Here is a 20,516-nt window from a genome sequence, read left to right on the forward strand (position 1 = left end):
TTTTAATGAATAAGTGTTAAACGCGATGCTTCTGTTTGCGATTTCACGCTTCGATTGATAGCCGTTACGCCTGTTCGTGCAATTTCTTGAATACCATACGATTTAATCAATTCGATAAATGCCTCGACTTTGTCTGTATGGCCCGTTACTTGCAAAGTTAGCGAGTCTCTTCCAACGTCAATCATTTGTGCACGGAAGGTTTCTGCTAGAGAGCCAATTTCTGCTCTTTGCTCAGCGGTTGCTGAAATTTTTACTAAAGCAAGTTCTCTAGATACAGTCGCTTCGTCCGTTACATCCTTCACCTTTAAAACATCTACTTGTTTGTGAAGTTGTTTCATCACTTGCTCAACGTTTTCCATGGCGTCTGCCACAACAACAAACGTCATTCTAGATATAGTTGGATTATCTGTCACCCCGACCGTAATACTGTCAATATTGTATTGCCTTCGAGCAAATAAACCAGTAATTCGATTAAGCACACCCGAGCGATTTTGCACAAGAACGGTTATCGTTCGCTTCATAGTGGCTCTACCCCCTCCATACAATGGTGACCTTGCCCTGGACAAATCATTGGGTAAACATTTTCTTCTTGTGCGACACACACTTCGAGCAAAACAGGACCTTGATGGTTAAACGTATCTTTAATGGCGTCTCCTAATTTTGAGCGTTCTTCAACTTTAATTGCTTTGATGTCATAAGCTTCTGCCAATTTGGTGAAGTTTGGTTGAATCGGAAAAAGAGAATGAGAATACCTTTCACCATGGAAAAGTTGTTGCCATTGCCGAACCATTCCGAGTGATGCATTGTTTACGATGACGATTTTCACCGGAAGCTGCAGTTCTTGCAAGATTGACATTTCTTGGAGTGTCATTTGAAACCCAGCATCTCCCGTAATCGCAATAACCGGAAGCTCTGGCTCAGCAATTTGTGCGCCAATCGCTGCAGGGAAACCGAAGCCCATTGTTCCGAGCCCACCAGAAGTGACCCAACGATTTGGTTTATTGAAGGAGAAAAATTGCGCCGCCCACATTTGATGTTGACCAACATCTGTTGTAACAATCGCTTCTCCCTCAGTTTCTTCATACAATCTTTCAATAAGCTCTTGTGGTTTTATCGTTTCTTTATCGAGCTTATACCAGAGTGGATAGTCCTTCTTCCACCGCTGCGTTTGTTCACGCCAGTCATCATGTTGTGAGAGGGAGACATTATCACCCTTTAACAGCAACGTTAAAGCTGCTTTTGCATCCCCTACAACAGGAATATCAACATGAATATTTTTTCCGATTTCAGCAGGATCAATATCGATGTGTGCGATCTTTGCGTCTGGAGCAAAATGTTCTAAAACCCCAGTCAGGCGATCATCAAATCGTGAACCAATATTTAAGAGAAAATCTGCTTCATGTAGCGCCATATTCGCCGCATACGTTCCATGCATGCCAGCCATTCCTAAGTGATTCTGATTATTTCCCGGGTAAGAACCTAAACCAAGTAATGTTGAGACGAGCGGAATATTTGTTTTTTCGACAAATGCAGTTAGTTCATCAGAAGCACCAGCGTGTAGGACACCTGCGCCTGTAAGCAAAACAGGTTTTTTAGCTGCTTGAATCGATTCCAGAACCTTTCGAATTTGCTGCTTATTCGGCCTGGCGTTTGGTTGATAACCAGGTAAGTAAACAGGTTTATTATAAGAAAATAACGCCTCTTGTTGAGATATATCTTTTGGCAAATCGATCAAAACAGGGCCCGGTCGACCGCTTTGGGCGATATGGAATGCTTCTTTTACTGTTTGCGATAGCTCCTCTACAGAGCGAACTTGATAGTTATGTTTTGTGATTGGCATTGTAATTCCGAGCATATCGGCTTCTTGAAAAGCATCGGTTCCAATGACTTTTGTTCCAACTTGGCCGGTTATCACGACTAATGGCAACGAATCAATCATTGCATCCGCAATGCCCGTTACGACGTTTGTTGCCCCTGGTCCTGATGTAACAATACAAACACCCGGCTTTCCTGTTACTCGTGCATATCCTTCTGCTGCGTGAATTGCACCTTGCTCATGACGCGCGAGAATATGGTTGATACCTAGCTTATAAATCTCATCATAGGTAGGAAGGATTGCTCCTCCAGGATAACCAAAAATCACGTCGACGTTTTCTTTTGCTAACGACCTTAGCAAAATCTCAGCACCACTGCACGGACCGCTTTTGTCTTGCAAATTCTTATTTTTCTGGTCTGTTTGTTCACTCGCATGTAGCATTTGTCTTCTCTCCCTTCCTCCTGTATACAAAAAGAAAGACCTTCTCAAACCCCATGTATGATCGTCATACAAGGGGCGAGAAAGTCTCTCGCGGTACCACCCTTTTCACTAATAATGCATTAGCCTCATTTTTTTGATAACGAATGATTCTTTCTAATCATCCGACGACCCCTACTCTTTTTTCAAAGTCGTACTCAAAGGTGAGTTTCGCGCTTATTCTATCACCGTTTTCCAGCTACCAACGGCTCTCTGTAGATAAAAATGAACGCTACTTTCCTTCTCAACGTATTCGTCTATTATATTTTCATAATGCCGCCTGTATTCGCAGACGTGACAAGTTTTGAATATCGAGCAAGATAGCCTTTTTTGACTTTCGGTTCTGGTTCAACCCAACCTTCTCGTCGGCGAGCCAGTTCTTCATCTGCCACATCCCAATGAATCGTGCGGTCAATGAGATTAATTGTAATTCGATCCCCATCTGCGACAAAGGCTATAGGGCCTCCTTCAGCAGCTTCTGGCGAAATGTGACCGATCGAGATCCCTCTTGAAGCACCTGAAAAGCGCCCGTCGGTCATTAACGCTACTTTTGTACCTAATCCTCGTCCTTGAATTGCAGAAGTCGGTGCCAACATTTCCGGCATTCCCGGTCCACCTTTAGGGCCTTCATATCGAATAATGACAACTTGCCCTTCTGTCACCATGCCTTTATTAATTTGTTCCTGCGCTTCTTCTTGTGAATTAAAGCAGATCGCTTCACCCTCAAAGATTTTGATTGACGGATCAACAGCTCCGACTTTTATAACGGCGCCATCTGGAGCAATATTGCCATATAAGATGGACAAGCCACCTACCGGACTATATGCCGTTTCACGTGTTCGTATGACATCTGTATTTGTAATCTCTGCATGGGCAACGGTATCGTAAAGGGACTGACCAGTTATCGTTAACCGTTCTCCTTTAATCGCACCTATGTGGATTAATTCTTTTATAATGGACGCAACGCCACCAGCTTTATGAACATCGTCCATTGAATAATCTGAGGCTGGACTCACCTTACAAAGATAAGGTACTCGTTCTGCCACTTCATTAATTCGCGTCATGTCGTATTCAATTTCAGCTTCATTCGCAATCGCTAGTGTGTGGAGCACAGTATTCGTTGAACCACCCATCGCCATGTCTAATGCAAATGCATCATCGATTGTTTCTTCTGTGACAATATCTCGTGGGCGAATATCCTTTTCGATTAAATTCATGAGATGCTTCGCTGCATCTTTAATTAGATCATGGCGTGCTTGTGAGGTAGCGACTAGCGTACCGTTTCCAGGTAGCGCGAGCCCTAACATTTCCATTAAAGAATTCATTGAATTCGCTGTGAACATTCCTGAACAAGAACCACATGTCGGACATGCTTGCTGTTCGATTTCAAGCAATTCTTCTCTTGTCAGTTTTCCTGACGAAAATGCGCCTACGCCTTCAAAGACAGAAACAAGTGAAAGGCTTTGCCCATCTTTTGTTCTTCCTGCCTCCATCGGACCACCTGATACGAAAACCGACGGTACATTCGTTCTAACTGATGCCATAAGCATACCTGGCGTAATCTTGTCACAGTTCGGAATATAGAAAACACCGTCAAACCAATGTGCATTAATAACGGTTTCTGCCGCATCACAAATGATTTCTCGACTTGGTAATGAATACCTCATCCCAATATGTCCCATTGCAATTCCATCATCTACACCTATTGTATTAAATTCAAACGGAATCCCTCCGGCATCAATAATGGCTTGCTTTGCTACTTCTGCAAACTTATTGAGATGCATGTGCCCAGGTATAATGTCAATATATGAATTGCAAACCCCGATAAATGGTTTATCCATATCTTCTTCACTTACACCAGCCGCACGAAGAAGACTCCTATGAGGTGCGCGATCAATTCCTTTCTTGATCATGTCGCTTCTCATGCTAATCTCCCCTTATTTCCGTTTTATCAAGCGAGAATTGAATCCACCTGAAAAACACATTTGTTTTTTCGTTTATCTTTATTGAGACTTACTATACCCCTGTTAAAAATGCAGGTCAACCCTTTTTTAAAAAGAATTTTAATCTTTCTGTCATTTGTATACGCTTACAGTATCAGGGGATTAAGGATTATTCGTCAGAAAATTTCTTTTAAAAAATGGCTATATTTTTCAAAAAAACGGGGATAGTAAACAAAGAGGTGATCCTATGCAGACAAACCGAAATAAAAAGAAACGTATGTTCACTCCTTTCTCGTTTCTCTTCCATTTCTTTAAACCCATCAAGCGTCCTTCTCTCGTGCTTGTTACGAATCATTGGAACGAATGCAAAAATGAGTCACAACAAACGCTTTGTCGTTCTTTAAGAGAACGCGGCTTTTATGCATCTCCAGATTATGTTGTTGACCACATACCCGTTTACGTTGCGCTTGTTCCGTATCGAGTCGCATTTTTGAAGCAACAAGACTTCATGAAAGACAAAAAAAGGATACGTTCTTTAGAGCGAAAAGGTTGGAAGGTTTATTCAATTCCTGAAGACCATAAAAGCGAGGACATCCATTCTTTTTTATATGCCTTCCAAAACCAAACACATACGCTAAATAACGCCTCTTATTCGCAATAAATAAGGGCGTTTTTGTTTTGCCCCTTTCATAGGCGATCAGGTCGTTGAATAGACTATTACAATCAAGGGAAGGGGTAACTTATGCTTTTTTTAAATGACCACCCAAATTTACAAGGTTTTGACATTGGTTCCTTTTCATACGGGTCCCCCATAGACCTTCTGCATCTTGTTCCAGAAGTTACGTTAAAAATAGGGAAATATTGTTCTTTCGCCGCCGGCATTCGGATTCTTTTAGGTGCTGACCATCAAGTTGGCTGGGTGACAACCTATCCATTCAACGTTCTTTATCCTGATATAGCAAAAACGAAAGAGCACCCGACAAGTAAAGGAAATATTGTCATTGGCAACGATGTTTGGGTAGCAAGCGGTGCTGTTATTTTATCCGGACTAACCATTGGAGACGGAGCGATTATTGCTGCCAATGCTGTTGTGACAAAAGATGTAGCCCCGTATGCAATTGTTGCTGGAAATCCCGCTAAACAGATTAGCGAACGCTTTACTGAAGAACAGCGACAAGCCCTTTTAACCATTCAATGGTGGCATTGGCCAGACGACGAAGTAAAACAGGTTTCCCCTCTTTTGCAATCAAACCGATTGGATGAGCTTTTTTTATACGCTAAAAATCGAAATGAATAAGGAGGGCAAAATGATTTCAGATACAACGATTAGCTTTATTAGTTGCGTCAGCAATAAAACGCTTTATGAACAATGCCTCGCTCATATTCAGCAACTTTCGATTCCCTCTGGTATGTCAATTGAAACCGTGCCTATTTATAACGCGACTAGCATGACAGCTGGATACAATGAAGGTATGAAGAGAGCCACAGGTACATACAAAGTGTACCTTCATCAAGATGCATTCATTCTTAACCAATCCTTTCTCTATGACCTTCTCTTTTTATTTCACAATAATAAAAAATTGGGATTATTCGGGGTCATTGGCGCTCGCCAGCTTCCAGAACATGGAATGTGGTGGCAAAGTCCTTATGAAAATAAACTAGGGAAAATTATAGAAGTTCGTGATACGTATACTCAAACAACGTGTATGGAAACCACTTATATGTATGGAAAAGCTGCATGTGTTGATGGTCTGTTAATGGCTACCCAATATGATCTCTCTTGGCCAGAGGCAATAAAAGGGTGGCATTTTTACGATACGGCTCAATGCTTACATTATTCAACACACAATTACGATGTAGGTATTGCTCATCAACCGAGCCCTTGGGTCATTCATTATTGCAAAACCTCAACAATGGAAGGCTACTATGAAGCATTACCGGCCTTTCAAGAATGGCGCAGTCTTATTGATGACTCTACAAAGACATAAATAAAAAAGATGTAAGAAAGGTTCACAACCTCCCTGAACATTTTTTTCATCTTTGGTACGCTTTTTTGTAACCAATTAATTGGAAATAGAGAAGGAGAGATGACCCGTGGAGCAAAAAACGTATCAACGATTTCAGAAAGAAGAAGCAACGGATGCCATTTTACTAGCCAAAAGAGAAAAAGGGATCACCTATGATGATTTAGCCGCAGCAACAAACCTTCATCCTGTATATATCGCTTCAGCAATCATGGGGCAAAACACGTTAAACAAAGAAGAAGCGGATGCATTAGTAAATTGCTTAGAATTAGATGATTCCATCTCAAACGCTCTTCAACTTTATCCTACAAAAGGGTCGCTAGACCAAACGGTGCCCACCGATCCACTTATTTATCGGTTCCATGAGATTGTTCAAGTATACGGAACGACTTTTAAAGAAGTCATACAGGAAAAATTAGGTGATGGGATCATGAGTGCTATTGATTTCACACTCGATATTGAAAAGGAAGAAAATCCGAATGGCGATCGAGTTGTCGTTACAATGAATGGAAAATTTCTCCCCTACAATAAATGGTAAACAGCACTCATGAAAAAAACCTCTTACACTGATGTAAGAGGTTTTTCGTCTGTCGCTTATTAAACGTCCCAGGAGAGATTCGAACTCCCGACCGACGGCTTAGAAGGCCGTTGCTCTATCCTGCTGAGCTACTGGGACAATGGAGCGGGTGATGGGAATCGAACCCACATCATCAGCTTGGAAGGCTGAGGTTTTACCACTAAACTACACCCGCATATTTTTAGATTATCCTTATTTTATTTCGCACGCTACAATCATGTTCCTTTCTCTTCTCGCTCATCAAGGAAGTATCATGCGTCGGAACAACTCGTTGCATTTCATGAAGCGTCGCTCGTGGCTGAGGTTTTACCACTAAACTACACCCGCATATTTTTAGATTATCCTCATTTTATTTCGCACCCTATAATCATGTTCCTTCCTCTTCTCGCCCATCAAGGAAGTATCGTGCGTCAATTTTTATTATGTATAAGCGCCACAACAACAATTGCGACGCTTATAAATATACATGATTAAATAAAATGTGTCAACTACTTCTTAACAATTTTTTCTTAAGAAACGTCATTTCGGTTAAAGGTTGCTTCTAACGCTTCAATTGCAGTGCCGTCCATCGTGAAATAGTTAATTTGAATTGCCTCGTCGGTTATGTCTAACACGCAATAAGAGCCTGCATACTCGCCTTTTGGTAACCGTAAGCTACCTGGATTGATCGTAATGACCTCTCCGAACCGCTGTACTTTCGGGATGTGGGTATGACCATATACCGCAATCGTCGCTTTGTTCTCTTGTGCTTTCTGTGCTAATTCAGTTAATGAACTTTTGACGCCTTCGTAATGGCCATGGGTTAACTGAATAATTAAACCACTTGCTTCGAGTAATCTTTCTGCAGGGAACGAAGAAAAAACGTCACAGTTTCCTGCTACGGTTACGACATCTTTTAATTGACTTGAATCAGCCTGTAGCTCCGAGTCACCTGCGTGTAAAATCAAGTCAACTTGGTCACGTAAAGGCTGCAAAAATGATTCAAGCTCTCGTTCCCACCCATGCGTGTCGCTTATGACAAGAATGTTCATGAAGACGCTCCTAACAAAAACTCGTTTAACTTTTGAATTGCCTTTGCACGATGACTCATTTTATTCTTTTCCTCAAGAGATAATTGAGCCATCGTCTTATTTTTATCGGCAACATAGAAGATAGGGTCATAGCCAAACCCATGTTCACCTGCTTGTTCATGAGCGATAAGCCCTTCGCACGTTCCTTCAAAAAAAGATGTTTCTTTTTCTGGATCTGCAAAAGCAATCGTACATACGAACCGCGCTGTACGATCTCTTTCGGACACGCCTCTCAAATCTTCTAGCACTTTTTCAATATTGGCTTGATCGTTTTTGTCTTCACCAGCATAGCGGGCTGAAAACACGCCGGGTCTTCCGTCCAGGGCATCAATCACAAGACCTGAATCATCGGCAATGACAGGTTGACCTAAAGCTCTTGCAAGCACTTCCGCTTTTTTTCTTGCATTCTCTTGAAACGTTTGACCATCTTCTATGATTTCAGGAAACGATGGAAAGTCTAAAAGAGATTTCACTTCGTACATGCCCTGAAACAACTTTCTAAAATCTTCTATTTTTCCTTTGTTCGTTGTTGCGATTATAACTTCATTCATGATTCATGCCTCCTTTGAATTAGGCAAAAATAGATCTCCAACAATTGATTTTTGGACCTCAATTAGCTGATGAATTCCTTCTTCAGCAAGATCTAATAGTTCATTTAATTGCGCTCGACTAAATACAGCTTCTTCTCCACTGCCTTGAATTTCAACAAATTGACCAGCACCTGTTTGCACCACGTTCATATCCACATCAGCATTAGAATCTTCCTGATAGTTTAAATCACAAATCGCTCCCTGCTGATCAACAATTCCGACCGATATAGCCGCCACGTAATCTTTAACGGGAATTGCATTTAAGCCGGATGTTTTTTGCAAGGCTAACACCATTGCGACAAATGCCCCTGTAATAGCGGCTGTACGTGTGCCACCATCGGCTTGGATAACATCGCAATCGATCCAAATCGTCTTCTCGCCAAGCTTGTCTAAATCGACGACTGTGCGTAGACAACGGCCAATTAAACGTTGAATCTCCATCGTTCTTCCACTAAGCTTTCCTTTTGCTGCTTCACGAATCGTTCGTTGTTCTGTCGCTCTAGGAAGCATGGCATATTCCGCTGCAAGCCAACCTTTTTTTTGCCCGCGCAGAAAAGGCGGCACTTTATTTTCGATCGTTGCGGTACAAATGACTTTTGTATCTCCAACTGTAATTAAAACCGACCCTTCCGCATGCTTTGTGAAATGCGGCACGATTTCCACTGGTCGAATTTGATTCTCGCTTCGTTGATCCACTCTCATACTTTTTACCCCTCTTCTTATCCAGAAGATTTTCTCTTAGTTCGTCGTATAGTATAACATAATAAAAAGAGCACCTGTAGGAACAGATGCCCAATTTTTTATAGTGGATTTTTGTTTACATGCGCAGGACGTTGAATGGTTTCTACCGCTTCTCCCGATTCTGAGAAAATGTCTTCTTGACCGTTTACTAAGATCGAAATTTTCTCAACATCACTATGTTCCGTCAACGATAATGCAATCGATTCAATAATGGATTGTTCAATATAAGCATCTTCCCCAACCATCGTCTGTATCGCTTCATTGAAATCTAAAACGAGTTCCCCATCATTAATTTCTGGTTCATTTAACAACTCGATTTCATCATTCATTTCCGTTAGCAATGTTCGCATGCCTATGGATGGACCGTCAATAAGTTCATTGACAACCGTAGCAATTTCATTTTCCGTTTCTGCCACTCGTCGCGTTACTGGAACATAATAGGTTTCATTTTCATGAGAACCGAGGAAGTATACCGTCACATCTTGACTATTTGTAAAATCAACAACATTGCCATAATCAATATTAATGCCATCTTCTCGGCTAAAGTTTCCGACAATTGGCGATTCGCTCATCGGTAGTTGCTCAAGCTCAACCCCATTTACTTCAATTTTCACTTCATCAACATCATCAAATTGAGTTAACGTCCAAGTAATGGCTTCAAACATGCCTTTTTCATCTTCTAAATTGTAGTCTTCTACCTCATTTGAGAAGTTCGCGACCGCAATTTTGTCTTCTTTTAGATGATTGACATCTACCGTTGTGCCTGCTGGTAAAACAGCTCTAAACCCGTTCGGCAAAACATCTTGTAAAGGTCCTTCTGCCACAAGGTATTCGAGCGATTGTTTCATTGTTGTATCTGTTTTCGGCAATTCAATCGTTTGAGGTACGACCATACCGTTGCTATCGAATAAATAAAGTTGACGCAAATTTTGCGCATCTAAATCTTGGTCAGGTGTTTGTTCTGTTTCTTCAGCACCTTCGGCTGATTCTTCTGTTTCGTCTGCATCAGAAGCATCTTCATCTTCGTCCTCATCTGCTGCTTCTTCCCCAGCTTCACTTTCATCACTCAAGGAAGGATCGACTTCTTCCGTTTCATTCGTGTACGTGATTTCCGGCTCGTCTAAACTTACAGGCTCATCTGCTCCTGTTGAACACCCAACTGCCAAAGTGAGTGTGACAATTAGAGGCGCACTAATTCCAATTAATTTCCGCATTGCTTTCCCTCCCAGAATGGTTGTACTTTCATGTATACGAGCATCCCCGATCGTTTAGACCAGCTTGTTCAAAGAAAATAAAAAAAAGCTTATCGACATTGTCAATAAGCTTGTGCAGTAGACCTACTAATTATGAACGAACAGGTAGTTTTTCACCTAAAACGTCCAACCGTTCTTGATGTTGTTCAGGGGACAACTGCTGTTCTTTAATATATAAATTGCGTGGGTGAACACGACATTCAGGCGTACATCCACGAACATATTTGTGTTCATTCTCTTCAGAAGCGAGAATCTGTTTATTACACTCTGGGTTTGCGCAATTCACATAGCGCTCGCATGGTTCGCCATCAAAATAATCTTTCCCGATTATCTTGGGATCTACTTGGTTAATTGGTACAGTCAAGCGCTCGTCGAAGACATAGCACTGTCCGTCCCATAGCTCACCTTGTACTTCAGGGTCTTTGCCATACGTGACTATGCCGCCATGTAGTTGGGATACATCCTCGAATCCTTCTTGCTTTAACCAGCCTGAAAACTTTTCACAGCGAATGCCGCCTGTGCAGTACGTTAAGATCTTTTTATCTTCAAATTGCTCTTTGTTTTCACGAATCCACTCAGGTAATTCTCTAAATGTCTTAATATCTGGTCGAACCGCACCTCTAAAATGACCAACGTCATACTCATAGTCATTGCGAGCATCGATCACAACTGTATTCTCTTCCTGCATCGCTGCTTTCCACTCGGCAGGAGAAAGATAGTTCCCTGTCATTTCTAACGGGTTTACATCGTCTTCATGAAGACGTAATGTCACGAGCTCTTCTCGCGGACGAACATGCATTTTCTTAAACGCATGCTTTTCTTCCACATCTTCTTTGAACACAATCCCTTCAAAAAGCGGGTCTGACTCAAGTGCTGTTTTATACTGATCTGTTTGTTCTTTTAATCCAGATACCGTTCCATTAATTCCTTCACTCGCAACCAAAATTCGACCTTTTAAATTTAGACTGTTACAAAATGCTAAATGATCAATAGCAAATTGTTCCGGGTCTTCAATCGTGGTGTAGTGATAATACAACAATACGCGATATTCTTTTTCCATGTTCACCTATCTCCTTATATTTGCAAGATACAATTTGCAGGTGGCTTACCTCATTAATCACATCTGTGCTTCATGGTTTCCACTACATATTATACAAAAAAATCACCAAATGTCTAGCTTATAAAAAAGAAGAGCCTGATTGAACCTCAGGCTCTTCTAGCTTATTTATTCTACACCGAAGAATGCTTCAGCTTTCTTTAAGTACTTTTCATCTTCAGGGGCCATTTCGTATTCTTCTACAATGGCATCTACTGGACATACGCCTTGACAAGCACCACAATCGATACAAATATCAGGGTTGATGTAGTATTGATCTTCTCCCTCTTCAATACAATCTACCGGACAAACGTCAACACACTCGCCAGCTTTTTCGCCAATACATGGACTTAAAATTACAAAAGCCATTCGTTGTTACACTCCTTTTTATTTAACTGAAGCTTGTTTACTTCAAATTTAGTGGTTCACTATAGTACTAGCATACACTCGATTTCAAAAAACATAAAGCATTTCACTCAAAAAACTTACCTTATTTGTACCCTAACGCTCAATTTTTAAACGATGTTCAAATGTAATGGATTCTACTTTTGCGGGGAAAAGGCTCAGTCGCTTTCGAGCGAATTCTTCAAATGGCTTCGCTGCCCCAGTTGTGAAAAATTGGTGCGTCGGTGCCTCAGCTGCTTTTCGATTTAATGATTGGTGGAACAATACACTGCTTACTTCTCTAGCTGTTTCCTCACCTGACGAAATAACGTTAACGTGAGACGGAAGGTACGCTTCAATTAGCGGCTTTAATAATGGGTAATGCGTACACCCTAATATTAACGTATCAAATTGACCATCTTTAATTGGTGCAAGGGATTCCTCTACAATGCCTTCTGCTTCTTCTCCAGCAACGATCCCTTGTTCAACAAGCGGAACAAATAATGGACACGCCAAACTTTCCACTTTAACGTTCTCGCTTATCGCTTCCAGCGCATACGGGTAGGCGTTACTTTTAATCGTCCCAGATGTACCGATCACAGCAATATGTTGGTTATTCGTTACTTTCATTGCTGAAATTGCCCCTGGTTGAATCACACCAACAACTGGAATCGCTAGCTTTTCGCGTGCCTCTTGAAGAACGACCGCAGTTGCTGTATTACAGGCAATCACGAGCATTTTCACTTCATACTCGAGTAAATGATTGATCATTTCCCATGTAAAACGACGAACCTCTTCAACCGTTCTTGGTCCATAAGGGCATCGCTTTGAATCCCCCACATAATAAATACTTTCTTTTGGCAACTGTCGCATCATTTCCGTCGCAACCGTTAAACCACCATAACCCGAATCGATAATGCCGATCGGTTTATCCATAGTGTTCTCTCCTCAACTGAACTGTCGCTCTTACATTATTATGAACGAATCTCTCGTTTTGTTTTCATTGTTTCTAACAACATGCTTAAATTTTCTTCAAGTATGTTAACTTGTTCACATGAAAAGTCTTCAAGCATCTCGGCTAAGTAGTGCTGCCGCTTTTTAATGACTTCTAAAATGATCTCCTGTCCTTTTTGCTTTAAGTGTATACGAACGACACGACGATCTGACTCATCACGCACACGTGTGACAAGTTCGTTTTTTTCCATCCGATCAATTAAATCTGTCGTTGTACTGCATGCAAGATGCATTCGATCAGAAAGTTCTCCTATGGTCATGTCCCCATATTCATTGAGCCATTGTAGTGCCACAAATTGCGGAGGCGTAATGGGAAAATGCGTTAAAATCTCTCTCCCTTTCTGCCTTACTAAATCCGCTACTTTTCGTAAAGACCTTTCAATATCCTCAAATTGGCGCTCATGTACGTCATAAGCTTTCTCCAATCAAAACACCTCCATAGATAGTCGAACATCTCTCTTTCCCCTATTGTACCTAACTCCTTCACGTTCTCGCAACAGCCACACAATGAATCGAAAAAAAAGGAAGCCAAAAACGGCTTCCTTTTTAAGCGTAATGCTTTTTCACTAAGTTTTCGACTGCTTCCGATGTGCTTTCAAGTAGCGCCTTTTGAGCAAAATCGCTCAATTCTTCTTTTGAAAGTTTACTTAGTTGACTACGAGCAGGTAATACCGAAGTCGCACTCATACTAAATTCATCTAAACCAAGCCCTAGTAGCAATGGAATGGCAATCTCATCTCCAGCCATTTCGCCACACATGCCAACCCACTTACCTTCTGCATGAGCTGCTTTAATCACCATATCAATTAGCCTTAATACAGCTGGATGGTACGGTTGGTAAAGATACGAAACGCGCTCGTTCATACGATCCGCAGCCATTGTGTACTGAATTAAATCGTTTGTTCCGATACTGAAGAAATCAACTTCTTTTGCAAATTGCGGTGCAGCAACAGCAGTAGACGGAATTTCAACCATAATTCCTACTTCAAGTTCTTCAGAAACCGAAACGCCCTCAGCTTGAAGTTTTGCTTTTTCATCAGCTAAAATTTCTTTTGCTTCTTTTAGTTCTTCAATTGTTGCAATCATGGGGAACATAATTTTTAAATTCCCGAATGCACTTGCTCTGAGAAGAGCACGTAACTGATCTCGGAACATATCTTGTTTCTCTAAGCAAAGACGAATCGCACGGAAACCTAGAAACGGGTTCATCTCTTCAGATAAATCAAGATATGGAAGTTCTTTGTCGCCACCGATATCTAATGTACGAATCACAACAGGCTTACCTTCCATACGCTCAACTACTTCTTTATAAGCTTCAAACTGTTCCTCTTCACTTGGAAGTTCTGTTCTGCCCATATAAAGAAACTCTGTTCGATATAGCCCAATTCCTTCAGCACCGTTGCCGATTACACCATCAAGGTCTTGAGGCGTGCCGATATTTGCAGCTAGCTCAACATGAACGCCATCTTTTGTCAACGTTTTCTCATTAACAAGCTTCGCCCATTCTGCTTTTTGTTCAGCAAATTTACTTTGCTTTTCTTTATAAGCTGCAAGTTCTTCTTCAGATGGATTTATAATGACGTTACCGTCAATTCCATCAACGATCACAATATCGCCATTGTTCACCGTTTTCGTTGCTTCTTTTGTCCCAACAACAGCTGGGATTTCTAGAGAACGAGACATAATCGCCGAGTGAGACGTACGTCCACCAATATCCGTGGCAAACCCTTTAATCACTTTCGGATTAAGTTGTGCCGTATCAGAAGGAGTTAAATCATGAGCAATAATAACGGTTTCTTCTGCAATCGCCGCAAGAGAAACGACTTGTATGCCCATAAGATGTCCTAATACACGTCTTGAGACGTCACGAATATCCGCAGCACGTTCTTTCATGTAGGCATTGTCCATGTTTTCAAACATTGTAATGAACATATCCGCTACTTCATTTAACGCATACTCAGCTGTAACGCCATCTTCATTAATCTTAGCTTTTACTGCATCAATGAGTTCTGGGTCACTTAAAACGAGTAAATGAGCAGAGAAAATCTCCGCTTTGTCTTCGCCAAGTTCTTTGTGCGCTTTTTCTTTAATTTGCTCAAGTTCTTTTGATGATTGAGCTAATGCAGCCGTTAAACGGTCTACTTCAGTCTCTTTATTCGTTGCTTCTTTTTGTTTCACCGTAAAGTCAGGTTCTTCATGAACAAACGCTTTAGCAATCGCTATTCCAGCTGAAGCAGCGATTCCTGTTAAGTTGTTACTCATTATTCGCCTAATCCCTCTTTTACAACTTCTTCGATTGCTGCAAGTGCGTCATCAGCGTCAGATCCTTCAGCTTTAATCGTTACGTCTGCACCTTGGCCTACACCAAGTGACATGACGCCCATGATTGATTTTAAATTAACAGATTTCCCTTTGTATTCTAACGTGATGTCAGAAGAGAATTGACCTGCTTTGTTTACTAGTTGAGTAGCTGGACGAGCGTGAATACCTGTTTCCGCCGTAATTTTAAATGTTTTTTCTGGCATAATTGTTTCCTCTTTTCTATAGAATAATTTTTAGTTGTGTCTAAGTTTGACCTTTCTAAACTTCATACCCCGAATGATCAATAAATAACAAGATGTTTCATAAAAAAACCTAAACCCCACTGTTGTTTAGACCTTCGATTAAAACATCGTCATTATAGCATGCCCTTTTTCCCCTTTCAACACAAAAGAATCCTCGTTTCTTTGTATTTTGACTAATTACGACATAAATTGCTCAAAAGCTTCATCTGACAAACTTATCGATAAGTTTTTACATGAAGGCTCACACCTTCCAATCTTTATACATATACTGTTTTGACTAAAGCCTTTCTGGTGATGACAACCATCTCTTAGCCCGGCATGAAGGAGTGAACATATTGAAAGGAGCAGACTTCGGACCTAAACCCTTGCTTACAAAGAGGGAACGCGAAGTATTCGAACTACTTGTCCAAGATCAGACGACAAAAGAAATAGCTAATCATCTTTTTATCAGTGAAAAGACTGTTCGTAACCACATCTCGAACACAATGCAGAAATTGGGAGTCAAGGGGCGCTCTCAAGCAGTTATTGAGCTTATTCGACTTGGGGAAATTCAAATATAAAAAAAGCCTGAAAAGGGCTTTTTTTATGCGTGGATTTTTTCTTTAAACGTTGTTTGGAAAGGAGACGCTTTTCCTGAATATGCATCAATTTGAACGAGAGAGCCGCGGCCAAACAATGCTGGTTCACCGTTCACTAATCCGACATAATGTACATCCATTGATGACGAGCCCATTCGATGAATTTTTACACCTAAATGAACAATGTCACCGTACTTAATTTGTGATACATAATCACAATGTAAATCTGCTGTCACAATAATCAATCCTTGGCCTTTCATCCATTCTTCCATTAATCCTTTGCTTTCAAAATATTCGAGCCTAGCTTGTTCAAAATAAACAAACGCTACTGTATTATTGACGTGACCAAATGCATCCGTTTCCGAAAAACGAACACGGATATCGGTAAAATAAGAAAAATCCTTTTTCCAACTTTCTAGATTTTCAATATAGTCTGGTAACCGCATCAAGATCTCTCCTTTTATAAAAAAGAGGCTGTCTAAGAAAGACAGCCCTTCTTTTAGTTTTTAGAAACTACCGAAGAAGTTTTTAAATGATTGAAGTGCCGTTGCACGATTTAGAGAAGCAATAGATGTTGTTAATGGAATTCCTTTTGGACAAGACTGCACACAGTTTTGTGAGTTCCCGCAGTTCAAAAGACCACCTTCATCCATTAAAGCTTCAAGTCGCTCTTCTTTGTTCATTTCTCCCGTTGGATGAGCATTAAATAAACGAACTTGTGATAAAGCAGCTGGTCCGATAAATTCTGATTTAGAATTTACGTTTGGACAAGACTCTAAACATACACCACATGTCATACATTTAGACAATTCATATGCCCATTGGCGACGCTTTTCTGGCATTCTCGGTCCAGGACCTAAATCGTACGTTCCATCTACTGGAATCCAAGCCTTTACTTTTTTCAACGAGTCAAACATACGGCTACGATCAACCATTAAGTCACGGACAATTGGGAACGTACGCATTGGCTCTAGTCGAATTGGCTGCTCAAGTTTGTCGATTAGCGCTGTACATGATTGCTGCGGCTTGCCGTTAATAACCATAGAACAGGCACCGCAAACTTCTTCCAGACAGTTCATATCCCAAGCAACAGGCGTTGTATGTTCCCCTTTTGCGTTTACAGGATTTCTACGGATTTCCATTAAGCAAGAAATAACGTTCAAGTTAGGACGATAAGGAAGTTTAAATTCTTCTTCGTATGCTCCGCCATCCGGACCATCTTGTCTTGAGATAATGATCGTAATCATTTCACTCATTTCGCTCCAGCTCCTTTACTTTTTTGAGTGTAATCACGCTTACGAGGTTTAATCAATGAAGTATCGACGTCTTCAAACTCAAAGTCAGGAGCTCCAGTTGTTGGATTGTACCAAGCTTTTGTTGTTTTCAAGAACTCTTCATCGTTACGCTCTGGGAAGTCTGGTTTATAGTGAGCGCCGCGGCTTTCATTACGATTGTAGGCACCAATTGTAATCACACGCGCTAGATTTAACATGCCTTCAAGTTGTCTGGTAAACGATGCCCCTTGATTCGACCAACGAGATGTATCGTTAATGTTGATATTTTTGAAACGCTCCATAAGTTCTTGGATTTTTTCATCCGTTTTCAATAGCTTGTCATTGTAACGAACCACAGTAACGTTATCCGTCATCCACTCACCAAGCTCTTTGTGAAGAACGTATGCATTTTCTTTTCCATCCATTCGAAGAATCGAATCGAATTTATCTTGCTCTTTTTTCACTTCTCTTTCAAACATCGCAGAAGACAAGTCTTCCGCAGCATGCTCTAAGCCGTTAATATAATCAAGTGCTTTCGGTCCAGCAACCATCCCGCCATAAATTGCCGATAGTAACGAGTTTGCACCTAATCGGTTAGCACCGTGTTGTGAATAATCACACTCACCAGCAGCAAACAACCCAGGAATATTTGTCATTTGATCATAATCAACCCACATACCGCCCATTGAGTAGTGAACTGCAGGGAAGATTTTCATTGGTACTTTACGAGGATCATCACCCATGAACTTCTCATAAATTTCAATGATTCCGCCGAGCTTAATGTCAAGTTCTTTTGGATCTTTATGCGAAAGATCCAGGTAGACCATGTTTTCACCGTTAATGCCTAAACCTTCGTCTACACATACATGGAAAATTTCTCGTGTCGCAATATCACGCGGTACGAGGTTTCCGTACGCCGGATATTTTTCCTCTAAGAAGTACCAAGGCTTTCCGTCTTTATACGTCCAAACTCGTCCACCTTCACCACGAGCCGATTCACTCATGAGACGTAATTTGTCATCCCCAGGAATCGCTGTTGGGTGAATTTGAATGAATTCACCATTGGCGTATGCCACACCTTGCTCATAAAGCTTTGCAGCTGCATAGCCAGTGTTAATCATGGAATTTGTTGATTTTCCGAAGATGATTCCAGGACCACCAGTTGCCATAATAACAGCATCTGCTGGGAAGCTCCGAATTTCTGCTGAATTTAATTCTTGTGCTGTTAATCCACGACAAATGCCATCATCAACAATGGCAGATAAGAATTCCCAACCTTCGTACTTCGTGACGAGACCTTGTACTTCATAACGGCGTACTTGTTCATCAAGCGCATATAATAACTGTTGACCCGTTGTCGCACCTGCGAAAGCTGTTCGGTGATGTTGCGTACCACCAAAACGACGGAAATCAAGTAATCCTTCTGGTGTACGGTTAAACATAACGCCCATACGGTCCATTAAATGGATAATTGATGGTGCTGCGTCAGCCATTGCTTTTACAGGCGGTTGATTTGCTAAGAAATCTCCACCGTATACCGTGTCATCAAAGTGCAAGGCTGGCGAGTCGCCTTCCCCTTTTGTATTTACAGCTCCGTTTATTCCGCCTTGGGCACAAACAGAGTGCGAACGTTTTACTGGTACAATTGAAAATAAATCAACTGGAACCCCTTTTTCAGCTACCTTTATTGCGGCCATTAACCCGGCTAGACCGCCGCCTACTACAGCTATTCTTCCTTTACTCATTAAGTCCACTCCCTACACGTTGCATGTCTTTTTTACACAAATGCTAGAGCCGCAGCGACGCCTACATATGTAAGTGCGATAAATACTGCGATTGATACGTATGTCATGATTTTTTGTGATTTCGGCGTTACTGTAATTCCCCAAGATACGGCAAACGACCATAAACCATTCGCAAAATGGAATGTCGCTGCTACGATACCAGCTATATAAAATGCAAACATCCAGTTATTTTGTAAGATATCTGCCATCATTTCGTAATTCACTTCTTGACCAAGCATTGCTTGAACTCTCGTATCCCACACATGCCAAGCAATAAAGATGACTAAAAAGACACCTGATATACGTTGAAGTAAAAACATCCAGTTTCTAAAAAATCCGTAACGACTTGTGTTGCTTTTTCCTTTAAACGCAATGTAAATGCCATAAACTGCGTGGAACATAATTGGCAAAAAGATAACGAAAATCTCAAGCGCATAACGAAATGGCAAACTTTCCATAAAGTGCGCCGCTTGGTTAAACGCCTCAGGACCTCTAGTTGCAAAATGATTGATAACAAAATGCTGAATCAAGAAAATACCAATAGGAATAACTCCTAATAACGAATGCAGTCTACGATTAAAATACTCTAAATTACTCGGCATACACGTTTCCCTCCACAAATGTTTTCCAGTTTCTTACCCCTTTTAGAAATGAATGAAAATTTCTATCTCTTTCGTATAGCAGTACCTCCTACTTCATTTCGCGCCTATTTTCAAAAAATCAATAAAACTATGAAACAAACAGAACACTTTCATTTTACTCCGAGGGGATTTTCGAGTCAAGAAAACGGATTCAATTCTTATTGATTTAAAAGGGTTTTGAATCTTCACTCGAATAGGATTTTTAAAAAGGCTGACAAACGATCCAAAGAAATGTACTATAGAAGGAGCAATTTTTGAAACAAAGAGGTGCTGTTATGAGTGAATCAAATAATGATATTGTAGGCTACGACTTAATTCGCAATGATGTGCTGCAACTCGTTCTCGGGAAAGAGCATGATCAACTCTTGTACTGGGTTGGAAAATCGTTAGCCCGCAAATACAAATTAGAACAAGTAGAAGAATTACATACGTTTTTTCAGCAAGTTTATTGGGGAGAATTGCATCTTTCCAAACAGAAAAAAAATGAATGGCACTTCGATTTAAGCGGAGATTGGATGACAAAAAACGATGAGCGTTCCTATCAACTAGAAGCAGGTTTCTTAGCAGAAACACTTGAAACCCAGTTTGCTATTGCAACAGCGGCTACTTTCGTGAAAAAAGGTAAGACGGTTCGCTTCACGGTTCACTTCGATCATAAAGATACGTTAGCGGTGTAATTTAAAAAAACTG

Annotated in this window: 23 protein-coding genes, 2 tRNA genes and 1 other annotated feature; of the genes, 6 read left to right on the forward strand and 19 right to left on the reverse strand. The window is 40.9% G+C overall.

The annotated features are described in order from the left end of the window. Positions 1-2: 2 nt before the first annotated feature. The 3 genes from ilvN to ilvD form a co-directional block, all read right to left on the reverse strand. The gene (gene ilvN / locus ABC361_RS13600; protein ID WP_413074462.1) at positions 3-521 is read right to left on the reverse strand and encodes an acetolactate synthase small subunit; all 519 of its coding nucleotides are present in this window, start codon (positions 519-521) and stop codon (positions 3-5) included. Beyond that, complete coding sequence (gene ilvB, locus ABC361_RS13605) at positions 518-2,257, reverse strand: biosynthetic-type acetolactate synthase large subunit (RefSeq protein WP_413074463.1); 1,740 nt, start codon at positions 2,255-2,257, stop codon at positions 518-520. Before ilvB ends, ilvN begins: the two co-directional genes overlap by 4 nt. Before the next feature lie 68 nt (positions 2,258-2,325). Continuing rightward, positions 2,326-2,550 (reverse strand) — a binding site (T-box leader). 3 nt (positions 2,551-2,553) lie between these two features. Next, on the reverse strand, positions 2,554-4,218 hold the full coding sequence (gene ilvD / locus ABC361_RS13610; RefSeq protein ID WP_413074464.1) for a dihydroxy-acid dehydratase: 1,665 nt from the start codon (positions 4,216-4,218) through the stop codon (positions 2,554-2,556). A gap of 265 nt (positions 4,219-4,483) precedes the next feature. Here ilvD and ABC361_RS13615 point away from each other — a divergent pair, with 265 nt between their 5' ends. The 4 genes from ABC361_RS13615 to cynS all read left to right on the forward strand — a co-directional run bounded on the left by ABC361_RS13615 (position 4,484) and on the right by cynS (position 6,798). Continuing rightward, entirely contained in the window at positions 4,484-4,897 is a 414-nt protein-coding gene (locus ABC361_RS13615; protein ID WP_413074465.1) for a hypothetical protein, read from the forward strand. A gap of 81 nt (positions 4,898-4,978) precedes the next feature. Then, complete coding sequence (locus ABC361_RS13620; RefSeq protein ID WP_413074466.1) at positions 4,979-5,533, forward strand: CatB-related O-acetyltransferase; 555 nt, start codon at positions 4,979-4,981, stop codon at positions 5,531-5,533. 10 nt (positions 5,534-5,543) lie between these two features. Continuing rightward, complete coding sequence (locus tag ABC361_RS13625; RefSeq protein ID WP_413074467.1) at positions 5,544-6,224, forward strand: glycosyltransferase family protein; 681 nt, start codon at positions 5,544-5,546, stop codon at positions 6,222-6,224. Between the two features lie 106 nt (positions 6,225-6,330). Continuing rightward, positions 6,331-6,798 carry a cyanase gene (gene cynS, locus ABC361_RS13630; protein ID WP_413074468.1) on the forward strand — a complete coding sequence of 156 codons (468 nt, stop codon included), beginning with the start codon at positions 6,331-6,333 and terminating at the stop codon, positions 6,796-6,798. Between the two features lie 64 nt (positions 6,799-6,862). On the opposite strand, the gene ABC361_RS13635 is transcribed toward cynS, so the two are convergent. From ABC361_RS13635 to ABC361_RS13690, 12 genes are all read right to left on the reverse strand, one after another. Next, positions 6,863-6,936: transfer RNA gene (locus ABC361_RS13635), tRNA-Arg, on the reverse strand. Positions 6,937-6,938: 2 nt separating this feature from the next. Then, a tRNA-Gly gene (locus ABC361_RS13640) sits at positions 6,939-7,012 on the reverse strand. 334 nt (positions 7,013-7,346) lie between these two features. After that, complete coding sequence (locus ABC361_RS13645) at positions 7,347-7,868, reverse strand: metallophosphoesterase family protein (protein ID WP_413074469.1); 522 nt, start codon at positions 7,866-7,868, stop codon at positions 7,347-7,349. Beyond that, the gene (locus tag ABC361_RS13650; protein WP_413074470.1) at positions 7,865-8,458 is read right to left on the reverse strand and encodes an XTP/dITP diphosphatase; all 594 of its coding nucleotides are present in this window, start codon (positions 8,456-8,458) and stop codon (positions 7,865-7,867) included. Before ABC361_RS13650 ends, ABC361_RS13645 begins: the two co-directional genes overlap by 4 nt. A gap of 3 nt (positions 8,459-8,461) precedes the next feature. Beyond that, on the reverse strand, positions 8,462-9,199 hold the full coding sequence (gene rph, locus ABC361_RS13655) for a ribonuclease PH (protein ID WP_413074471.1): 738 nt from the start codon (positions 9,197-9,199) through the stop codon (positions 8,462-8,464). Between the two features lie 98 nt (positions 9,200-9,297). Next, positions 9,298-10,452 carry a GerMN domain-containing protein gene (locus ABC361_RS13660; protein WP_413074472.1) on the reverse strand — a complete coding sequence of 385 codons (1,155 nt, stop codon included), beginning with the start codon at positions 10,450-10,452 and terminating at the stop codon, positions 9,298-9,300. A gap of 130 nt (positions 10,453-10,582) precedes the next feature. Further along, positions 10,583-11,551: an oxygen-dependent tRNA uridine(34) hydroxylase TrhO gene (gene trhO, locus ABC361_RS13665; RefSeq protein WP_413074473.1), complete on the reverse strand. Its 969-nt coding sequence runs from the start codon at positions 11,549-11,551 to the stop codon at positions 10,583-10,585. A 165-nt stretch (positions 11,552-11,716) separates the two neighbouring features. Beyond that, positions 11,717-11,956 carry a 4Fe-4S ferredoxin gene (locus ABC361_RS13670; protein ID WP_035398139.1) on the reverse strand — a complete coding sequence of 80 codons (240 nt, stop codon included), beginning with the start codon at positions 11,954-11,956 and terminating at the stop codon, positions 11,717-11,719. A gap of 132 nt (positions 11,957-12,088) precedes the next feature. Beyond that, a complete protein-coding gene (racE, locus tag ABC361_RS13675; protein WP_413074474.1) occupies positions 12,089-12,907 on the reverse strand; it encodes a glutamate racemase in 819 nt (272 codons plus the stop codon). A gap of 38 nt (positions 12,908-12,945) precedes the next feature. Continuing rightward, positions 12,946-13,410: a MarR family winged helix-turn-helix transcriptional regulator gene (locus ABC361_RS13680; RefSeq protein WP_413074475.1), complete on the reverse strand. Its 465-nt coding sequence runs from the start codon at positions 13,408-13,410 to the stop codon at positions 12,946-12,948. 121 nt (positions 13,411-13,531) lie between these two features. Then, positions 13,532-15,247 carry a phosphoenolpyruvate--protein phosphotransferase gene (ptsP, locus tag ABC361_RS13685; protein WP_413074476.1) on the reverse strand — a complete coding sequence of 572 codons (1,716 nt, stop codon included), beginning with the start codon at positions 15,245-15,247 and terminating at the stop codon, positions 13,532-13,534. After that, a complete protein-coding gene (locus ABC361_RS13690; protein WP_099301428.1) occupies positions 15,247-15,510 on the reverse strand; it encodes a phosphocarrier protein HPr in 264 nt (87 codons plus the stop codon). Before ABC361_RS13690 ends, ptsP begins: the two co-directional genes overlap by 1 nt. Positions 15,511-15,884: 374 nt before the next feature. Between ABC361_RS13690 and ABC361_RS13695 the strand changes: the two genes are divergently transcribed. Further along, positions 15,885-16,109 (forward strand): helix-turn-helix domain-containing protein, encoded by a 225-nt coding sequence (locus ABC361_RS13695; protein ID WP_035398135.1) that lies wholly within the window; start codon positions 15,885-15,887, stop codon positions 16,107-16,109. Positions 16,110-16,132: 23 nt separating this feature from the next. On the opposite strand, the gene ABC361_RS13700 is transcribed toward ABC361_RS13695, so the two are convergent. Genes ABC361_RS13700 through ABC361_RS13715 form a run of 4 tightly spaced genes read right to left on the reverse strand, consistent with a single transcriptional unit; the run spans position 16,133 to position 19,787 of the window. Further along, positions 16,133-16,573 carry an acyl-CoA thioesterase gene (locus ABC361_RS13700; RefSeq protein WP_413074477.1) on the reverse strand — a complete coding sequence of 147 codons (441 nt, stop codon included), beginning with the start codon at positions 16,571-16,573 and terminating at the stop codon, positions 16,133-16,135. Positions 16,574-16,633: 60 nt separating this feature from the next. Further along, positions 16,634-17,383 (reverse strand): succinate dehydrogenase iron-sulfur subunit, encoded by a 750-nt coding sequence (gene sdhB / locus ABC361_RS13705; protein WP_413074478.1) that lies wholly within the window; start codon positions 17,381-17,383, stop codon positions 16,634-16,636. After that, on the reverse strand, positions 17,380-19,146 hold the full coding sequence (gene sdhA / locus ABC361_RS13710; RefSeq protein WP_413074479.1) for a succinate dehydrogenase flavoprotein subunit: 1,767 nt from the start codon (positions 19,144-19,146) through the stop codon (positions 17,380-17,382). The genes sdhB and sdhA overlap by 4 nt, the downstream gene beginning before the upstream one ends. Positions 19,147-19,178: 32 nt before the next feature. Then, entirely contained in the window at positions 19,179-19,787 is a 609-nt protein-coding gene (locus ABC361_RS13715; protein WP_099301432.1) for a succinate dehydrogenase cytochrome b558 subunit, read from the reverse strand. A gap of 314 nt (positions 19,788-20,101) precedes the next feature. Between ABC361_RS13715 and ABC361_RS13720 the strand changes: the two genes are divergently transcribed. Then, positions 20,102-20,503, forward strand: coding sequence for a DUF2507 domain-containing protein (locus tag ABC361_RS13720; protein WP_413074480.1), 402 nt, complete (start codon positions 20,102-20,104; stop codon positions 20,501-20,503). The last annotated feature ends 13 nt before the right edge of the window (positions 20,504-20,516 follow it).

This window comes from Shouchella phoenicis (genome assembly GCF_047238345.1).
GTDB lineage: Bacteria > Bacillota > Bacilli > Bacillales > Bacillaceae_D > Shouchella.